This is a genomic window from Nocardioides sp. F233, assembly GCF_057813895.1.
In genome coordinates this window covers 323,489-339,747 of record NZ_JBVASH010000001.1, presented here as the reverse complement: position 1 = coordinate 339,747, position 16,259 = coordinate 323,489, and the positions used below count along the sequence as shown (strand labels likewise).

Below are 16,259 nucleotides of genomic sequence, written 5' to 3'. Positions count from 1 at the left end.
CTCACCGCTCCTGCTCGTCGGTGTGGTGCCGCCGGTCGTCCGCCTGGGTGATCTCACCCTCGAGCGCCGCGCGCGCCTCCGGCCTCCCGTGGAACCGCCGGTAGGAGTAGACGAGCAGCCCCAGCGCGATCACGCACGACAGCAGCAGGGTGATGCCGGTCCAGGTGCCGCCGGGCAGCCACCACTTCTCGTCGATCGGCCACCAGGCCGGCATGTCGGGGTCGAGCAGCCAGACCATGCCGAAGGCACCGATCCCGAGGGCGCCGATGCTCGAGGCGATGATCCGTGGCCAGGTCTCGACGCCCTCGGCGGCCGCGCGCAGGGCACGGAGCAGGACCGGGTCGAGCAGCCGCTCGGCCCAGGTGTACTGCTGCGACAGCACCGCCAGCCCGGCCGCCATCAGCAGCAGCCCGGGGCCGGGCAGCACCATCGCGGCGATGCCGGCGACGAGCAGGAGCCAGCCGAGGACCTCCAGCAGGATCCGCTTCGCGGCGCCGGTCACCGTCCACCTCCGAAGCGGTCGAGCCAGGTGAGCACGTCCTCGTCGGCGTTGCCGTGGGCCGCCGCGATCCGGGCCCACGTCTGTGCCATCGCGTGGAAGCGGAGCGGGTTGTAGACGTCCTCCTCGCGGGAGAAGAGCCCGTCGCCGGCGTACGTCATGATCGTGATGTTGGGCTCGGTCAGCATCGTCCCGTCGCCCGGGTCCGGCATCGGGTTGAGGACCTCGCAGACCAGCCGGTTCTGCGCGGCGTCGACCACCTGCCAGGAGACCGGGAACTCCGGCATCACCCGTCCGGGATACGACGTCATGGTGCGCACCGACCACGCGCGGATCTCGTCGCGGCCGCGGAAGGTGCCCATCGCGTGCTCGACGTACTCCGCGTCGGGGGTGAACAGGTCGGCGTACCCGTCCCAGTTCCCGGTCTTCGCGAAGTCCGCGACCTGCTCGTGGAAGGCGGCGTACGCCTCGGTGATCTCCTCGGCGGTGAACGAGGGGGCTGCACTCATGGGTCGATCCAATCAGGTCCGGCCAATTGACGCCCTAGGCTTCGGCCCATGCCCTCCGGACGACGCAGCCCGTTCGGCTCGCGCGTCCTCGGTCCGCGCGACCAGGAGCCCCGCCAGCTGCGGGTGCGGATCCAGGCGCTGCTGACCGTGATGCTCGTGACGACGAACCTGGTCGGCGCCCTGGTCGTGTTCGTCATCAACACCTGGGCGATCCCGTCGCCCGGCCCCAACGGCGAGATGGTGCTGGCGCTGGCGATCGCCATCCCGACGTACGTCGTGCTCGCGGCGATCGTGGGGGCGATCTGGGGCACGACGTCGTCGCTGCGCGCGCTGCGCTGGGCCACCCAGCCGGAGATCGACGTCGACCCGGCGCAACGGGCGCGGGCGCTGCGGGTGCCGCTCACCCTCACCTTCGCCCAGTTCTACATCTGGATGGTGGGCACGATCCTGTTCACCGTCCTGACGGTCGTGCTGCAGCCGTCGCGCGCCGTCGGCACCGCCCTCACCGTCGGCATCGGCGCGGTCGTGGTGGCGGGGATCGCCTACCTGCTCACCGAGTTCACGCTTCGCCCGATCGCCGCCCGGGCCCTCGCCGACGTGAAGGTGACCCAGCGGGTGCGCGGCGTCGGGGTGGGTCCGCGGATGGCGATCTTCTGGACACTGGGCACCGGCGCACCGGTCGTCGGGCTGCTCATCGCTGCCATCCTCGCCCTCACGCCCGCCGGCTCGGACGCGACGCTGACCCAGCTCGCGGTGGTGACGATCATCGTGTGCGGCGCGGTCCTGGTCTTCGGCTTCCTGCTGACCGACCTCAACGCACGCTCCGTCGTCGCACCGCTGCTGTCGGTGCGCGACGCGATGCAGGAGGTCGAGAAGGGCCGGCTCGACACCGACATCGTCGTGTACGACGGTACCGAGCTCGGGCAGCTGCAATCCGGCTTCAACTCGATGGTCCACGGGCTGCGCGAGCGCGAGCAGATCCGCGACCTGTTCGGCCGGCACGTCGGCCAGGAGGTCGCGGCCGCCGCGGCCGCGCTGGGGGCCGGCGAGATCGAGCTCGGCGGCGAGACCCGCGTGTGCTCGGTGCTCTTCGTGGACCTGGTCGGCTCGACGACGTACGCCACCCAGCACGGACCGGCCGAGGTCGTCGCCATCCTCAACCGGTTCTTCGAGGTGGTCGTCGACGAGGTCGACCGCCACCACGGGCTGGTCAACAAGTTCATCGGCGACGCGGTGCTGGCGATCTTCGGCGCCCCCGTCGAGCACGCCGACCACGCCACCGCAGCGCTGGCCGCGGCCCGGTCGACGGCCGCGCGGCTGGCCGTCGAGGTACCCGAGGTCGGCGCCGGGATCGGTGTCGCGACCGGCCAGGTCGTCGCCGGCAACGTCGGTCACGAGCAGCGCTTCGAGTACACCGTCATCGGCGACGCCGTGAACTCCGCCGCCCGGCTCACCGACCTCGCCAAGGACGTCCCCGGCGGGGTGCTCGCGTCCTGGGACTCCGTGGCCGCCGCCAGCGACGCCGAGGCAGCCCACTGGGTCGAGCACGGTGAGGTGGTGCTCCGAGGCCGGACCGAGCCGACCCGCCTGGCGATCCAGCGCTTGTAACTAAGTGTTACGTCGCGGAGAGCGATGCAAAAACGCCCGGGTAGCGGCCACAGCACCCGGGTAGTTGTCTCGCCGGGCCGGTCACGCACGTCCGGCCTCGCACACCCCGCGCGCGAACGCTGAAACCCATCCACCTCGGTGCTGTTGCTACTACCCGGGCGCTGTGGCACCGGTTCTCGTGCTGTAACCCTTAGTTACAAGCCTCAGGCCAGCGCGCCGAGCGCCTGACCGATCACCACGAGCAGCTTGGCCGGGTCCAGGTCGACCTCGGTGGGTACGGCGGTCAGCTGGGCGTCGCGCTGCAGCACCGCCAGCCCGTGCACGGTGGCCCAGCCGATCGTGACCAGCTCCTCGGTCGGCACCGATGCCGCCCACCCCGTCGCCTGCGCCGCCCCGACGAGGTCGAGCAGCAGGCCGCGGTGGGCCAGCCGGACCTCGCAGAGTGCGGGATCGTCGGCGTGCAGCAGCTCGGGGCGGAACATCACGTCGAACATGGTCGGCTGGCGGGCGGCGAACTCGACGTACGCGACCCCCGCGGCCGTGACCTGCTGACCCCCAGCGACCGGCACGTCGACGACGGCCGAACGGGTCGACGACAGCAGCAGCTCGAAGCCCTCGACCGCGAGCGCGGTGAACAGGCCCGCCCGGTCGTCGAAGTGGTGGGCGGTCGCCTGGTGGGAGACGCCGACCCGGCGGGCGATCGCGCGCAGGCTGGCCTTGGCCGGGCCGCACGCTGCGATCTCCTGCTCAGCCGCGCGGATCAGCCGTTGGCGCAGGTCGACCTGCCTCATGATCAGCCCCCGGTTCGCTGCGGCCACCACAGCCGCCTCCCCAGCAACGTAGCGAGTGCCGGCACGAGGAGCGAGCGCACGACGAAGGTGTCGAGCAGCAGGCCGACCGCGATCGTGAACCCGACCTGCCCGATCGTCGTCACCCGGCCGGCAAGCAACGCCATCATCGACACCGCGAAGATCACGCCGGCCGAGGTGATCACGCCGCCCGTGGCGGCGGTGGCGCGGGCGATCCCGGCCGCCGACCCGTCGGGCGCCTCCTCGTGCATCCGCTTGGTCAGCAGCAGGTTGTAGTCGGCACCGACCGCGACGAGAACGACGAAGGCGACCGCGGCCACCGTCCAGTCGAGCTGGATGCCCAGCCCGTACTGCCACACCAGCACGGAGAGGCCGATCGCGGCGACGTACGACAGCACCACCGTCGCCATCAGCGCGAACGCCGCGACCAGGCTGCGCAGCAGCAGGAGCAGCACCAGGAAGACCGCGACCAGGGCGAAGCCGGCGATCACCTCGAGGTCCGACATCGAGTAGTCGCGCAGGTCGGCGTTCGTGCTCGCCATGCCGGTGGTGAGCACCTCGGCATCGTCGAGGCGGGTGCCGTTGAGCGAGGTCTCGACGGTGGCCCGGATGTCCTCGACCCGGTCGGAGGCCTCGGGGCCGAAGGCGTCGGTGGTGCCGAGCACGGCGAGCCGCGCGGTGCGGCCGTCCGGCGACAGGTAGAGCCGCATGGCGGCGGCGAAGTCCTGGTCCTGCAGGGCGGTCGGCGGCAGGTAGAAGCCACCGCTGACCGGGTCGTCGGCAGCCGTACGCGTCTCGCGGAGGTGGCGCGCCGCCGCCGCGAGGCCGTCCTCGAGCTCGGGCAGCGAGGCCGCGACCTGCTCGGTGCCGCCGTGCAGACGGTCCGCACCGGCGGCGAGCTCGTCGGCGCCGGCGGAGAGGTCGCCGAGGCGGTCGGCGAAGACCCGCTGCCCGTCAGCGAGCTGGCGGCTGCCGTTGCGGGCCTTCGCGAGCCCGGCCCGCAGCTGCTGGAGACCCGACTGCAGGTCGCCGCTGCCCGTCGCCAGCGCCCGGGCGCCCTTCGCTGCCTGTCGCAGTCCCGGCAGCAGCTGGTCGCGCTCGGCCTCCCAGATCTTCTTCAGCCCGGTCCGGGCCTGCCGGCAGGCCGGGTCGAGGCCGCAGGTCAGGCTCTTGGTGGCCAGCGCGTCGTGGACCAGCCCGAGACCATCGACTGCGAGCTGCACCTGGTCGGCGGCGGCGTCGAGGCCGTCGGCGAGTCCGCCCGCGCCCGTCCGCAGGTCGCCGGTCCCGGTGATCGCGGCGTCCGCGCCGTCGAGCAGCTTGGTCATGCCGGACGTCAGCTTGCCGGTGGATGCGGCGATCCGGTCCGCGCCGGCCACCGCCTTGTCGGCGCCGGCGGCGAGTTGCCCGGCTCCGTCGTCGAGCTGCCCGGCACCGTCCGCCAGCCGTTCGGCGCCGCTCGTGCCCTCGGCGACCTTGCCCTGCGCCTCGTCGAGCTGGTCGCCGACCAGGCCGGACTGGTAGGCGACCGACGCCTCCGTGATCGGTACGCCGAGCGGCCGGGTCACGCCGCGCACCAGCGCCACCCCGTCGTGCTGTGCGACCGCGGCCGACGCGCGCTCGAGCACCGCCAGGTCCGTGCTGGTGCGCAGGTCGTGGTCGGCCCGGATCAGCACGTAGTCCGGGAGCACCTCGTTGACCGGGAAGTGGCGGCCCAGCAGGGCGTAGCCCTGGTTGCTCTCGGCATCCTTCGGGAGCGGGTCCCGGACGTCGTACGACAGGTCGGTGAGGGGGAACACCGCCGCCAGCAGGGCGAGCGGGACGAGCGAGGCCGTGAGCATCCGGGCCGGGTGCGCGGCCACGACACCGGCGATCCGCGCCCAGACCCCGGACGCCTTGGACTCCCGCGGCTCGGCCCAGCCGCGGCGGCCGGCGAGGGCCAGCAGCGCGGGCGTCAAGGTCAGGCTGACCAGCAGGTTGACCGCGATGCTGACCGCGACCGCGGGGCCGGTGGTGTTGAAGAAGCCGAGGTCGGCCAGCGCCATCGCGAGCGTGGCGAGCACGACGGTGACCGCGGAGCCGGCGATGACCGAGCCGACCCGGGTCGCCGCGATCGCGGCCGCCCGCCCCGGGTCCACACCGAGGCGGCGCTGCTCGTGGTAGCGCGCGACGAGGAAGACGGCGTAGTCGGTGCCGGCGCCCAGCACGATCGCGGTGAGGAAGGAGCCGCTGAACGTGGAGACCGCGAAGAGGTCCTGCAGCCCGCACCAGGCGACGACCGCGCGACCGAGTCCCAGACCCAGGCCGACCACGGTGAGGATGAGGACGGGGATCACGAACGAGCGGTAGATCAGGAACAGGATCAGCGCGATCAGGCCGATGGTGACCACGGTGATCCGGACGACGCTGTGCTCGGTCTCGGTCGCGAGGTCCACGACCGTCGCGGTCGGACCGGTGACCTCGACGCTGAGCCCGTCCGGCGCGCTGGCCCGGGCGATGTCGCGGACGGCGGCGACCTGGCGCAGCGACGCCGGCGCCCCGGTGGCGCCGGTGATGCCGACCAGCAGGTAGCGGGCCTGCTCGTCCTCGCTGGTCAGTGCCTTGCGCAGCGCGGGGTCGCGGACGTCCTGGACGAACGCGACGTCGCCCTTGTCCTGGGCGAGGCCGGTGACCAGCGACTCGGCGTACGTCCGGTCGGCCCGGGTCAGCCCGGAGGTCCGCTCCATCGCGACCACGATGAAGCTCTCGGCGTCGCCGTTGCTGAACTCCTGGTTCATCAGCTCGACGGCACGCATCGACGGCGCGTCCTTCGGCACCATCGGCGACGAGTCGCGTCCGGCGATCTCCTCGAGCTGCGGCACCGCCACGTTCATCACGACCGTGATCGCCAACCAGGCGAGCACCACCCACCCGGCTCGTCGTACGGCGAAGCGCGCGTAGCCGGCCGCCTTGTCATCCCCATGCGTCGTGCCCACGCGGCGAAACTAGAACCCGTTCCTTGCCACTGGCAAGGAACGGTGGCGAGGGTCACTCGGGGATCTGGAGGAGCCCTGCCATCAGCTCCTGCACCTCGGCCGGCCGCCGTTGAACAGGCAACCCCGCCACAGGTCCAGGGGCGACTCGGTGTCGGCCTCGTCGACCTCGCGGGCGCGGGGACGGATCTCGCGCTCGGCGAAGTCACGCGCGAGCGCCACGAACTCCCGCTGCTCCTCGGTCAGTGCGATGCCGTCACGGATGGTGTGGGTGATCATGGCTTCCTCGGTTCTGGATCGATGGGGATGTCAGGCCGCGCTGCCGTCACCCAGGACGAAACGTGGTGGCAGGCCACCTGGCGACCGTTGTCGCTCTCGCGTAGCTCAGGGCGCTCCGCTGCACACCGCTCGGACGCCAGCGGGCAGCGCAGCCGGAAGGCGCAGCCGCTGTCGACCTGCCCGGTCGCCGTCCCTGCCGGTCGGGGCGGGCGGCCGCCGAGGCGCGGCACGGCAGCGCAGAGCGCTTGGGTGTAGGGGTGTCGTGGCGCGGCCAACAGCTGGGCGGTGGGGCCACGCTCCACGACGCGTCCGGCGTGCATCACCAGCGCGGTGTCGCACAGGCGGTCGACCACCGCGAGGTTGTGGGTGATCAGGACGAGCGCCAGGCCGCGCTCGGCCGTCAGCTTCTCCAGCAGCGCGAGGATCCGCGCCTGGACCGTGACGTCCAGGGCGCTCGTGGGCTCGTCGAGCACGAGCAGCTGAGGTTCGACGGCCAGGGCTCGTGCGATGCCCACCCGTTGCCGCTGCCCGCCGGACAGCTCGTGCGGCCGCCGGTCCAGGAGTCCGGGAGCGGTCTCCGGGTCCAGCCCGACGTCGCGGAGCAGGGCCGCGACGCGACGCAGGCGCTCGGGTCGTGGGACGGCGGACATCCCCTCGGCGACGGCGTCCGCGATCGACATGCGCGGGTCGAGGGTCTCCACGCCGTCCTGGAACACCGGCTGCACCTCGCGGCGGTACTGCTGGCGCTCCCGGCGCGCCATCGTCGCCAGGGCGACGCCGCGGTGCCGGACCTCGCCGGCGGACGGCGCGAGCAGCCCGAGCAGGGTCCGCGCCACCGACGTCTTCCCGGAGCCGCTCTCGCCGATGATGCCGATCCGGGCGCCCGGCTCGACCACCAGGTCCACCTCGTGCACGGTCACGTGTCGCCCGTAGGCGACGCTCACCTGCCGTGCCTCGAGCAGTGGTTCAGGCATCTGCGCCTCCCCAGGTCGCGCCGACGGTCGGGACCGCGTCGATCAGGGCTCGGGTGTAGGGCACGGTCGACTCCTCGAGGATGTGGGTCACCGTGCCCCGGTCGACGACCTCGCCGGCCTGCATGACGACGATCTCGTCGGCGACGGTCGAGACCAGGGCGAGGTCGTGGGAGACGAGGAGCACAGCGGTTCCCTGCTCGCGACGCAGCTCCTCCAGCACACCGATCACCTCGGCCTGGACGGTGACGTCGAGCGCGCTGGTCGGCTCGTCGGCGGCGATGACGCCGGCGCCCAGCGCGGCCGCCAGCCCGATCGCGAACCGCTGGGCCTGACCGCCGGACAGCTGGTACGGCAGCCGGTCGAGGAGCGCCGGGTCGAGCCGGACGCGCTCGAGAGCCACGGCCATCCGCGCGTCGGCCTCGCGCCGCCCGATCCCGTGCCGGCGCATCGCCCGACGAGCCAGGGTCCGCAACGGCAGGACCGGGTTCAGCGATCCCTGCGGGCTCTGCATGACCATGGCGATCCGGGAGCCCCGGACCGCGGCCATCTGCCGCTCGGTGCTCGCCACCATGTCGACGTCACCGACGCGGACCGTCCCCCTCACCTGCGCCTGCGTCCCGGCCAGCAGGCCCATGGACGCGTGCAGCACGGTGGACTTGCCGGAGCCGCTCTCGCCGACGATCGCGATGCAGCGGCCGCGGTGCAGGTCGAGCTCGGGCATCGAGGACACGGTCCGTCCGCCGTACGCCACGGTGAGCTCCCGGATCGACAGGAGAGGGGCGGTCATCGGACTCCTCCACGGGGGTCGAGCGAGTGCCGCAGACCTTCGCCGAGCACGTTGAAGCAGAAGGCGGCGAGCAGGATCGCGCAGCCGGGTGCGCCGGCGATCCACCAGTGGGTCGAGAAGAGGCTCTGGCCCTGCTGCACCATCAGGCCCCACTCGCTGGTGGGCTCCTGCGCGCCGAGCCCGAGGTAGGACAGGGCAGCGGCGGTGAGGATCACGCCGCCGGCGTCCAGCGAGAGCTGCACGATGACGGGGGTGAGCGAGTTGGGCAGGACGTGCCGGGCGATGATCCGACGACGGGGTACGCCGAGGCAGGTCGCGGCGTCGATGTAGCCGCGTGAGCGCACCGATGCGGCGACCGAGGCGCTGAGCCGGGTGTACCAGGGCCACCACGTGATCGCGATCGCCACGATGGTCGTCCGGACGCTGGGCCCGAGGATCACCGCGAAGACGAGCGCGAGCAGGATCGCCGGGAAGGCCAGGAACACGTCGGTGACGCGCATGATCACGTCACGGACCCAGCCGCCGACGAATCCGGCGACCACCCCGAGCGACACCCCGACCAGCGCGGCCAGGACGAGGACGCAGGCCGCGATCCCGAGCGAGGTCCGCGCGCCGAAGAGAACCCGGCTGAGGACGTCGCGCCCGACGGTGTCGGTGCCGAACCAGTGCTGACCGCTCGGTGCCTGGAGCGTCTCCAGCGCGTGCGTCGCGTTCCTCGCGTCCGCCGGGTAGGGGGCGATCCACGGGGCCAGCACGGCCAGCACGACGAGCAGCGCGAGGACGACCGCGCCGACGGCCGCGAGCCGGTCGGACCGGACCAGACGTGCGGGCAGGGAGCCCGTGACGGCGCTCATGCCTGGCGCACCCTCGGGTCGATGGCGGCCTGGACCAGGTCCACCAGGAGATTGAGGCTGACGTAGACCAGCGCGACCGTCAGGGTCACGCCGGCGATGGCCGGCGCGTCCAGCGCGCGGATCGCCTTGGTCGTGTAGCTCCCCAGCCCCGGCCAGTTGAAGACCGCCTCCACCAGGAAGCTGTTGACGAGGGCGTAGGCGAACACCAGCGCCAGCAGGGACAGCACCGGACCCAGCGCGGGGCGGAACGAGAACCGGACCAGCACCGCCAGCCGGCTGAACCCGAGGGCTCGCTCCATGACCGCGTGGTCCTGGGTCGCCTCCTCCACCAGCGACGCGCGCACCATCTGGGCGACCAGCCCGGTCGGGTACGCCGCCAGGACGACGGCCGGAAGCAGCAGGTGCAGGCACGTGCTCCCGAGCACCGGCCAGTTCCCGGTGAGCAGGGCGTCGAGGATCGTCAGGTTGGTCGGGCCGTCGACCGGCTGCGTGCGGGCCAGCGTCGCGTCGTACTCACCCGCCGTGGGGAGCCAGCCGAGTCGCGTGGCGAAGAGCAGCTGGAGGGTGAGCGCGAGCAGGAACACGGGCGCCGACACCAGGAACATCGACGACAATCGCACCGCGACGTCGGCCGGACCCCGCCGGTACCGCGCCGCGAGCACCCCCAGCGGGATCCCGACCAGGACGGCGAACAGCATCGCGGTGGCGACCAGCTCCAGCGAGGCGGGCAGCGCCCGGGCGAGGTCGTCCGCCACCGGCTGCTTCGTCGCCAGACTGATCCCGAGGTCACCGTGGAACAGGCCGGACAGGTAGTTCCAGAGCTGCTCGGCCAACGGCCGGTCGATCCCGAGCCGCTCCCTCGCCGCCGCCAGCTGCTCCTTGCTGGCACGCGCTCCTTCGGCCGAGACAGCCGCGTCGCCCGGGATCTGACGGGCCATCAGGAAGCTGATGACCACGACCCCGAGGACGACGACCACGACCTGGCCGAGGCGGCGGGTCAGAAAGCGGATCATCGGGTCACTCCGCGACGGTCAGGTCGTGCACGAAGACGACGTTCGAGTACGCGGCGTTGTCCACGTAGCCCTCCACGGACGACGCGTAGGCGCGCTGGAAGTTCTGCACGAACAGCGGCACCGCCGCGGCCTGGTCGACGAGCAGCTCCTGCTGCAGGGCGTGGTAGGTCTTCACCGCTGCGTCCGGGTCGCCGGCCGCCTGGGCCGGGAGAGCGTCGATCTGGTCGTCGATCGCGCGGTCGTCGAGGTAGGACAGGTTGAAGTACGGCTCGTCGGAGGAGCGGAACAGGTTGCCGAACCAGGTGTAGGCGTCGGCGTAGTCCGGGTACCAGTACATGAGGAAGATGTCCTGGCGCTTCCCGGTCTTGGCCTGGTCCCACTGGGCGCTCCACTGCATCGGCGTGGCCCGCAGGTCGACGTCGATCTCGGCGAGGGCGGACTTCAGCAGGGTCACGAACATCTGCTGGTCGTCGTCGCCCTGGGCATAGGTGAGCGTCAGCTTCAGCGGGTGGTCCTTGCCGTAGCCGGCCTCGCGCAGCAGGGCGGCCGCCTGGTCCAGGTCGGCGGGGGTGGCGTAGCCGGCGCCCGCACCGACGAGGCCTTCAGGAACCAGCCCGTCGGCGGGGCTGACCGCCCCCTGGAGCGCTGCCGCGAGGCCGTCGACGTCGATCGCGTGGGCGACCGCCTGCCGGACGCGGACGTCGGCCATCGGGCCGTCGGCGGTGTCGAAGAAGGCGATCAGGTTCTGGAACGACGGCGTCTGGACGGTGCGCACGCCCTCGGTCTTCTCGGCCTGCTGGAAGAGCTCGGGGCTGAGCCGCTGGACGAAGTCGACCTCACCGGACTGCAGAAGCTGCCAGGCCGTCGTGACCTCCGGCGTCACGCGGAACTCGACGGCGTCGTACCGCGGACCGTCCCAGCCGCCCCAGTAGTCGTCGTACTTCGCCAGCAGCAGCTCGCGCTCCGTGCCGGGCTCCCAGGTGTCGACCGTGTAGGCGCCGGTGCCGGCGTCCTGTCCCTCGTCGAACCAGGCCGCCAGGGCGTCCTCCCCGCCCTTGCCCGCCGCCTCCACGTCGTAGACGTAGGCGCCCGTCCCCGACGAGGCGATCAGGTCGACCGGTGCGGCGTACTTCAGGTGGAGGACCAGGGTCGTCGGGTCCGGCGCCTCGATCGACTTCACGGCGTCCCAGATGTACGCCGGGCCGCCGGCGAGCTCGATGGTCCGGTCGATCGCCTGCTTCGCCGCGGCCGCGTCCAGCTTCCGGCCGGTGTGGAAGGTGACGTCGTCACGGAGCGTGAACGTCCAGGTGAGGCCGTCCTCGGACTGCTTCCACGCGGTGGCCAGCCGCGGCTGGACCTGCTTCGTGGCGGGGTCGTACTTCGTCAGCGTCTCGTAGATGTTCTGCATCGCGATGATCTCGTTGGAGTACGAGACACCGGGGTCCCACTCGGTGACGATGTCGAGGTTGAAGGCGTAGACGAACGTGTCGTCCGCCGGCGCGGTGCCACCTCCCGAGCCGCAGGCAGCGCCGAGACCCAGTGTCGCCAGGGCGGCGACGAGTGCGATCTTCCTTCTCACGATGTGCTCCTTCGGGTGGATGTCAGATCCGGGCAAGAGGGCCGGCGGCCTTGACGCTCACGCGCACGGCCGGCTCCGGCAGGTAGCTGAGGGGGATCTCGACGACCTCGACCACCTCGACGGCGGTGGGGTCGGCGCCGGCCTGGACCGCGCGCTGGCAGGCCTTCTGGCGTGCCTCGTCCATCGCGGCGCCGCGTCCGGCGCCGGCGGGGACGATCGTCTCCCAGCGCCCGCTCGCGAGGGCGATCGCCGCCCCCACGGCATTGGCGACCTGGGCGTGGGGTGGCCGCAGCACCGCGCTGACGCCCGGAACGTCGTCGGGCACCAGGAAGGCGCCGCCGCCGACCGCGATCAGTGGTTGCGAGATGTTGCCGAGGCTGACCTGGTCGACGGCCTCCTCGAGCAGGAGGTCGGTCGCCTTCAAGGCTGCCGCGAGCAGCGTGTGCAGCTGCGGCCCGACGCGACCGGGGTCGGCGACGTCGATGCTCGTCCGGCCCTCGACCACCGCGGCGTCGGTCAGGGTCGGTACGCCGCCCCCGAAGGTCACCCCGGAGGTCGTCAGCGCGTAGCCGACCGAGTCCGGCCCGATGGCCGGCGCGCCGGCGTCGCCGCGCACGCAGGTGCCGCCGCCGATCGCCAGGCCCAGGATGTCGGGCATCCGGAAGTTCGTCCGCACCCCGCCGATGTCGACGGCCAGTGCGGACTCCCGGGGGAACGCGTTGACGAGGACGCCGAAGTCGCTGGAGGTGCCGCCGACGTCGACCACGACGGCGTCGCTCACGCCCGACAGGAACGCCGCGCCACGGATCGAGTTCGCCGGTCCCGAGCCGATGGTCAGCACCGGGTACCGGGCGGCGTACTCGGGCGCCATCAGGGTGCCGTCGTTCTGGGCGAAGTAGCTCGTGACGTCCAGCTCGTGGCGGCGCAGGACGGCGGCGAGCGCCTCGGTCACGCCCCGTGCGACGCCGTACAGGGCGGCGTTGAGGATCGTCGCGTTCTCCCTCTCGACGAGGCCGAGACTTCCGATCTCGTGGCTCAGCGAGGTCGGGACGTCCGGTCCGAGCACGCTCCTGACGATCTCCGCGACCTCGAGCTCCTGGTCGTGGAAGGCCGGGCTGAAGACGCCGGTGACCGCCACCGCCTCGGCCCTGCCGGCGACGGACTCGAGGAAGCGTCGTACGGCGTCGGTGTCGAGCTCGGCGAGCGGGTATCCGTCGACCAGGTGGCCGCCACCGACGATGGTGGCGTCGAGCAGGACGGCGTCGCGCAGGTCGGTGGGCCAGGCCTGGGTGGGCGGGATCTCGGTGGTGGCCGGGGCCCCGATCCGGATCACGGCGACCTTGCCGAGCGCGCGCCGCTCGAGGATGGCGTTGGTGGCGTGGGTGGTTCCGAGCATCACGCGCCCGACGCGGGAGCGCCGCTCGCCCAGGTCCTCCAGCACGTGCCCGACCGCCGCGTCGAGCCCGGTGATGACGTCGCGGCTGGTGGGCTGCTTGGTCCAGGCGATGACGGCGTTGCTCTCGTCGAGGACGACGGCGTCGGTGTTGGTGCCGCCGACGTCGATCCCGATGCGGAGGTCGACGGCACGGCCCTCGGTCGTGGTGTTCTCAGGCAACGGTCGCTCCGATCTGCTCGACAGGGACGTAGGGGAGGTCGTAGCCGAAGGCGGGCGGCCCGGCGACGTCGAGACCGCGTTCGGTGCGCCACAGCGGCGCGCAGGGCCAGGCGAGGACCGTCGCGCGTTGCCCGTAGCGCAGGGACTCGGTGGAGATGGCCGTGGCGGTCGCCGTGTCGACGAGGCTGATCAGGTCGGGAACGGTCGCGCGCACGTCTCCACCCTCGAAGACGACGAGGTTCTCGTTCTGGATCTCGACGCGCACCAGGCGACCGCGATCGACGCCGGTGCCCTCGAGCACCACCGAGCCGCGGACGAAGCCGCCGGACGTACGACGCTCGATGTCGACGATCTTGCCGGTCAGGACGCGCTGCGCGCCCAGGACGTCGACCAGCGCGCCGAGCGGGTCGGCGGCGCCGACGGTGGCGGCGCCGATCGCGACGGCCTGGCTGACGGTTCCCTCGATGACGGCGCCCCGGAACTCCGCGGCGCTCAGGACGTAGTCCGACATCAGCGCGGAGGCTCCGGCCGCGACGGCGACCGAGCGGGCGAGCCGCTCCGCCCAGCGCCCGTCCACGGGACGCAGCACGCTCACGTTGCCGACGACGTCGGCGATCGCGACGAAGGTCGGCGGCAGCCCGGCGACGTGCATGGAGACCATCTGGACCTCGGGGAAGGCCCGGCCCATCGCGTCGGCGTCGACGACGGGAAGCCCGAGGCGAGCGGCCCACGCCACCGGGTGGACGCCGTTCGAGCCGCCGATCTCGGACGACATGAGCGCCCCGACCGGACGGCCGACCGTGCGCTCGACCTCGTCCCGCAGGCGCCAGACCATGTCGATGCTGCCGAGCATCTCGTTCGAGACCGTCGGCGCGCCGATGCTGCCGATCGGCAGCACGATCATGTCGTCGTCGAGCTGGTCGAGCTCGACGACCGGGACCGGCCCCTCGGTCTCGATCGCGGCACGCGCAGCGAGGAGGCCGGGATCGACCGCACCGCCTCCGCCCGTGCCGAGGATGGCGCAACCGCGAGCGAAGGCGTCGAGGTTGGTGAGACTGATCTCACGCGTCTTCTCCGTCATGCAACAGAGCATCGTCGACCGGCCGCGCGAGGTCCATGGAGGCTGGCGACAATGAAGTTGCACTTCTTGGAGGGATGCAACAATGCGGCATGGCCACTGTCCACGACGTGCTGCGCGGCGGCGCCTACCGCGGCCTGACCGCGATCGTCGGCCCGTTCGACGTACCGTCCGAGATCGGTGACGTCGTCGCGGTCGACGACCTCGCCGAGGTCGGGGCGGTCGCCGAGGGCGCGATGGTGGTGTGGATGCCGCGCGCACTGCGCCATGCCGAGCCGTACCAGCTCGACGTGGCGATCCGCGGCTGCATCGCGCGTCGCCACAGCTGCATCGTCGTCATGGGCGAGGTCTCGCTGCCGATGACCAGCCGGCAGCTGGCCACCCGAGGCGGACTGACCGTCGTCCACGCGGCCTCCGACACGAGCGTCGCCGAGCTCGTGCTGTGGCTGACCGGTGTGGTCCGTGGCGGAGCGGCGGAGACGCTCTCGCGCGCCGAGGCTGCGCTGGCCGCGCTGGCCGACGTACCCGCCGCCGCGTCGGTCGAGGACCTGCTCGCCGACGTGACCGCGGCTCTCGGCGAGCCGCTCGAGCTCGTCGTCGACGCGGCGAGCGCCGGTCCCGGAGCGGTGCTGATCGGGGATCGCCTGGTCGGCGAGGTGGTGAGCCCGCCCGGGCAGCAGGCGGCGCGGCTGGTGCTGCCCGCCGTCGCCGCGGCGGTGAGCGTGCGCCGGCGCCGCGAGCTCGAGGAGTCGTTCGCGTCGTCGCAGACCCGGGCCGAGCTGCTCGCGCAGATCGCCGTCGCCGACGACGCCCACCTGACCTCGCTCACCCAGCAGGCGCGGCGCCTCGTGTTCCCGGTCGACCTGAACCACGTCGCCGCGTGGATGTCCTTCTCGACGAGCACCGACCGGACCAGCGAGTCCGACCTCGCCGTCCGCCGACGGCTGGTCGACCGCGCCGAGCTGGCCTGCCTCGAGGAGTTCCTGCCCGATTCGAGCTGGTGCCACGTCTCGCGCATGGGCGGCGAGCTGTTGATCCTGGCCAGCGACGACCTGGACGGCACCGCCCTCACCCAGCGCGTCACCGGCCTGCTCGAGCGGGTGCTCGGACGGATCGCCCAGGAGGACCCCGTCTACCTCGGGATCGGTACGGCCGCCCGGGGGATCGCCGGCCTGCGGCAGTCCGCGATCGAGGCGCGCGTCGCCGCCGACGCCGGCCGGACCGCTGCGCGTGCCGGCCGGATCACCTCGTTCGACGCGACCGGGGTGCGCCGCGTGCTCGCCGACCTGTGGGCCTCACCGCTCAGCCGCCAGATCGTGACGGACCTGCTGGCGCCCCTCGACCGCCTGGGCACCACGCTCGCCAACGAGGCGGTGCACACCCTGGCGGTCTACCTCGACCACCAGAGCTCGCCCAAACGGGCGGCCGCGGACCTGCACCTGCACCCCAACGCGGTGCGCTACCGGGTCCAGCGAATCGAGGAGGCCCTCGGGCTCGATCTCGGCGATCCCGACGTCCGGTTCGCCCTGCACCTGGCCTGCCGCATGCACGACCTCGGCCGGGTCCAACCCACGCGGTGACGGCGGGCCGTGCAACCTGGACGTCGATCTCGGTCGAGTCCGGGGCCCAGGCGCTGGTGACACAGGTCAGCTCCTCGCGTTCGACCCAACCGGCCGCCCCCCA

14 protein-coding genes are annotated in these 16,259 nt (G+C 72.4%); 2 read left to right on the top strand and 12 right to left on the bottom strand.

Annotated elements, in window-relative coordinates; genetic code table 11:
* Position 1 precedes the first annotated feature (1 nt).
* Together ACZYRU_RS01650 and ACZYRU_RS01645 are read right to left on the bottom strand one after the other, a co-directional pair.
* A complete protein-coding gene (locus ACZYRU_RS01650) occupies positions 2–502 on the bottom strand; it encodes a PGPGW domain-containing protein (protein WP_488955332.1) in 501 nt (166 codons plus the stop codon).
* Positions 499–1,008: a nuclear transport factor 2 family protein gene (locus ACZYRU_RS01645; protein WP_488955331.1), complete on the bottom strand. Its 510-nt coding sequence runs from the start codon at positions 1,006–1,008 to the stop codon at positions 499–501. The genes ACZYRU_RS01650 and ACZYRU_RS01645 overlap by 4 nt, the downstream gene beginning before the upstream one ends.
* A 48-nt stretch (positions 1,009–1,056) precedes the next feature.
* Between ACZYRU_RS01645 and ACZYRU_RS01640 the strand changes: the two genes are divergently transcribed.
* The gene (locus ACZYRU_RS01640; RefSeq protein WP_488955330.1) at positions 1,057–2,616 is read left to right on the top strand and encodes an adenylate/guanylate cyclase domain-containing protein; all 1,560 of its coding nucleotides are present in this window, start codon (positions 1,057–1,059) and stop codon (positions 2,614–2,616) included.
* Between the two features lie 203 nt (positions 2,617–2,819).
* Here the strand turns inward: ACZYRU_RS01640 and ACZYRU_RS01635 are convergent, their stop codons facing one another.
* From ACZYRU_RS01635 to ACZYRU_RS01590, 10 genes are all read right to left on the bottom strand, one after another.
* Positions 2,820–3,434 carry a TetR/AcrR family transcriptional regulator gene (locus tag ACZYRU_RS01635; RefSeq protein WP_488955329.1) on the bottom strand — a complete coding sequence of 205 codons (615 nt, stop codon included), beginning with the start codon at positions 3,432–3,434 and terminating at the stop codon, positions 2,820–2,822.
* Positions 3,410–6,400 carry an MMPL family transporter gene (locus ACZYRU_RS01630; RefSeq protein ID WP_488955328.1) on the bottom strand — a complete coding sequence of 997 codons (2,991 nt, stop codon included), beginning with the start codon at positions 6,398–6,400 and terminating at the stop codon, positions 3,410–3,412. Before ACZYRU_RS01630 ends, ACZYRU_RS01635 begins: the two co-directional genes overlap by 25 nt.
* An 81-nt stretch (positions 6,401–6,481) precedes the next feature.
* Entirely contained in the window at positions 6,482–6,676 is a 195-nt protein-coding gene (locus ACZYRU_RS01625; protein WP_488955327.1) for an acyl-CoA dehydrogenase family protein, read from the bottom strand.
* Positions 6,673–7,650 (bottom strand): ABC transporter ATP-binding protein, encoded by a 978-nt coding sequence (locus ACZYRU_RS01620; RefSeq protein ID WP_488955326.1) that lies wholly within the window; start codon positions 7,648–7,650, stop codon positions 6,673–6,675. Before ACZYRU_RS01620 ends, ACZYRU_RS01625 begins: the two co-directional genes overlap by 4 nt.
* A complete protein-coding gene (locus ACZYRU_RS01615) occupies positions 7,643–8,437 on the bottom strand; it encodes an ATP-binding cassette domain-containing protein (protein ID WP_488955325.1) in 795 nt (264 codons plus the stop codon). The genes ACZYRU_RS01620 and ACZYRU_RS01615 overlap by 8 nt, the downstream gene beginning before the upstream one ends.
* Positions 8,434–9,291 carry an ABC transporter permease gene (locus ACZYRU_RS01610; protein ID WP_488955324.1) on the bottom strand — a complete coding sequence of 286 codons (858 nt, stop codon included), beginning with the start codon at positions 9,289–9,291 and terminating at the stop codon, positions 8,434–8,436. The genes ACZYRU_RS01615 and ACZYRU_RS01610 overlap by 4 nt, the downstream gene beginning before the upstream one ends.
* Positions 9,288–10,304 carry an ABC transporter permease gene (locus ACZYRU_RS01605; protein ID WP_488955323.1) on the bottom strand — a complete coding sequence of 339 codons (1,017 nt, stop codon included), beginning with the start codon at positions 10,302–10,304 and terminating at the stop codon, positions 9,288–9,290. The genes ACZYRU_RS01610 and ACZYRU_RS01605 overlap by 4 nt, the downstream gene beginning before the upstream one ends.
* Before the next feature lie 4 nt (positions 10,305–10,308).
* Positions 10,309–11,883: an ABC transporter substrate-binding protein gene (locus tag ACZYRU_RS01600; protein WP_488955322.1), complete on the bottom strand. Its 1,575-nt coding sequence runs from the start codon at positions 11,881–11,883 to the stop codon at positions 10,309–10,311.
* A gap of 22 nt (positions 11,884–11,905) precedes the next feature.
* Positions 11,906–13,498 carry a hydantoinase/oxoprolinase N-terminal domain-containing protein gene (locus tag ACZYRU_RS01595; RefSeq protein WP_488955321.1) on the bottom strand — a complete coding sequence of 531 codons (1,593 nt, stop codon included), beginning with the start codon at positions 13,496–13,498 and terminating at the stop codon, positions 11,906–11,908.
* Positions 13,491–14,579 carry an S-methyl thiohydantoin desulfurase family protein gene (locus ACZYRU_RS01590; protein ID WP_488955320.1) on the bottom strand — a complete coding sequence of 363 codons (1,089 nt, stop codon included), beginning with the start codon at positions 14,577–14,579 and terminating at the stop codon, positions 13,491–13,493. The genes ACZYRU_RS01595 and ACZYRU_RS01590 overlap by 8 nt, the downstream gene beginning before the upstream one ends.
* 89 nt (positions 14,580–14,668) lie before the next feature.
* Here ACZYRU_RS01590 and ACZYRU_RS01585 point away from each other — a divergent pair, with 89 nt between their 5' ends.
* The gene (locus ACZYRU_RS01585; RefSeq protein ID WP_488955319.1) at positions 14,669–16,156 is read left to right on the top strand and encodes a PucR family transcriptional regulator; all 1,488 of its coding nucleotides are present in this window, start codon (positions 14,669–14,671) and stop codon (positions 16,154–16,156) included.
* Positions 16,157–16,259: the final 103 nt, after the last annotated feature.

What these genes read in the sequence shown, in the direction of transcription:
- ACZYRU_RS01645 (WP_488955331.1), bottom strand. Translation starts at nt 1,008, where the DNA reads ATGAGTGCAGCCCCCTCGTTCACCGCCGAGGAGATCACCGAGGCGTAC.
- ACZYRU_RS01640 (WP_488955330.1), top strand. Translation starts at nt 1,057, where the DNA reads ATGCCCTCCGGACGACGCAGCCCGTTCGGCTCGCGCGTCCTCGGTCCG.
- ACZYRU_RS01625 (WP_488955327.1), bottom strand. Translation starts at nt 6,676, where the DNA reads ATGATCACCCACACCATCCGTGACGGCATCGCACTGACCGAGGAGCAG.
- ACZYRU_RS01620 (WP_488955326.1), bottom strand. Translation starts at nt 7,650, where the DNA reads ATGCCTGAACCACTGCTCGAGGCACGGCAGGTGAGCGTCGCCTACGGG.
- ACZYRU_RS01615 (WP_488955325.1), bottom strand. Translation starts at nt 8,437, where the DNA reads ATGACCGCCCCTCTCCTGTCGATCCGGGAGCTCACCGTGGCGTACGGC.
- ACZYRU_RS01610 (WP_488955324.1), bottom strand. Translation starts at nt 9,291, where the DNA reads ATGAGCGCCGTCACGGGCTCCCTGCCCGCACGTCTGGTCCGGTCCGAC.
- ACZYRU_RS01605 (WP_488955323.1), bottom strand. Translation starts at nt 10,304, where the DNA reads ATGATCCGCTTTCTGACCCGCCGCCTCGGCCAGGTCGTGGTCGTCGTC.
- ACZYRU_RS01590 (WP_488955320.1), bottom strand. Translation starts at nt 14,579, where the DNA reads ATGACGGAGAAGACGCGTGAGATCAGTCTCACCAACCTCGACGCCTTC.
- ACZYRU_RS01585 (WP_488955319.1), top strand. Translation starts at nt 14,669, where the DNA reads ATGGCCACTGTCCACGACGTGCTGCGCGGCGGCGCCTACCGCGGCCTG.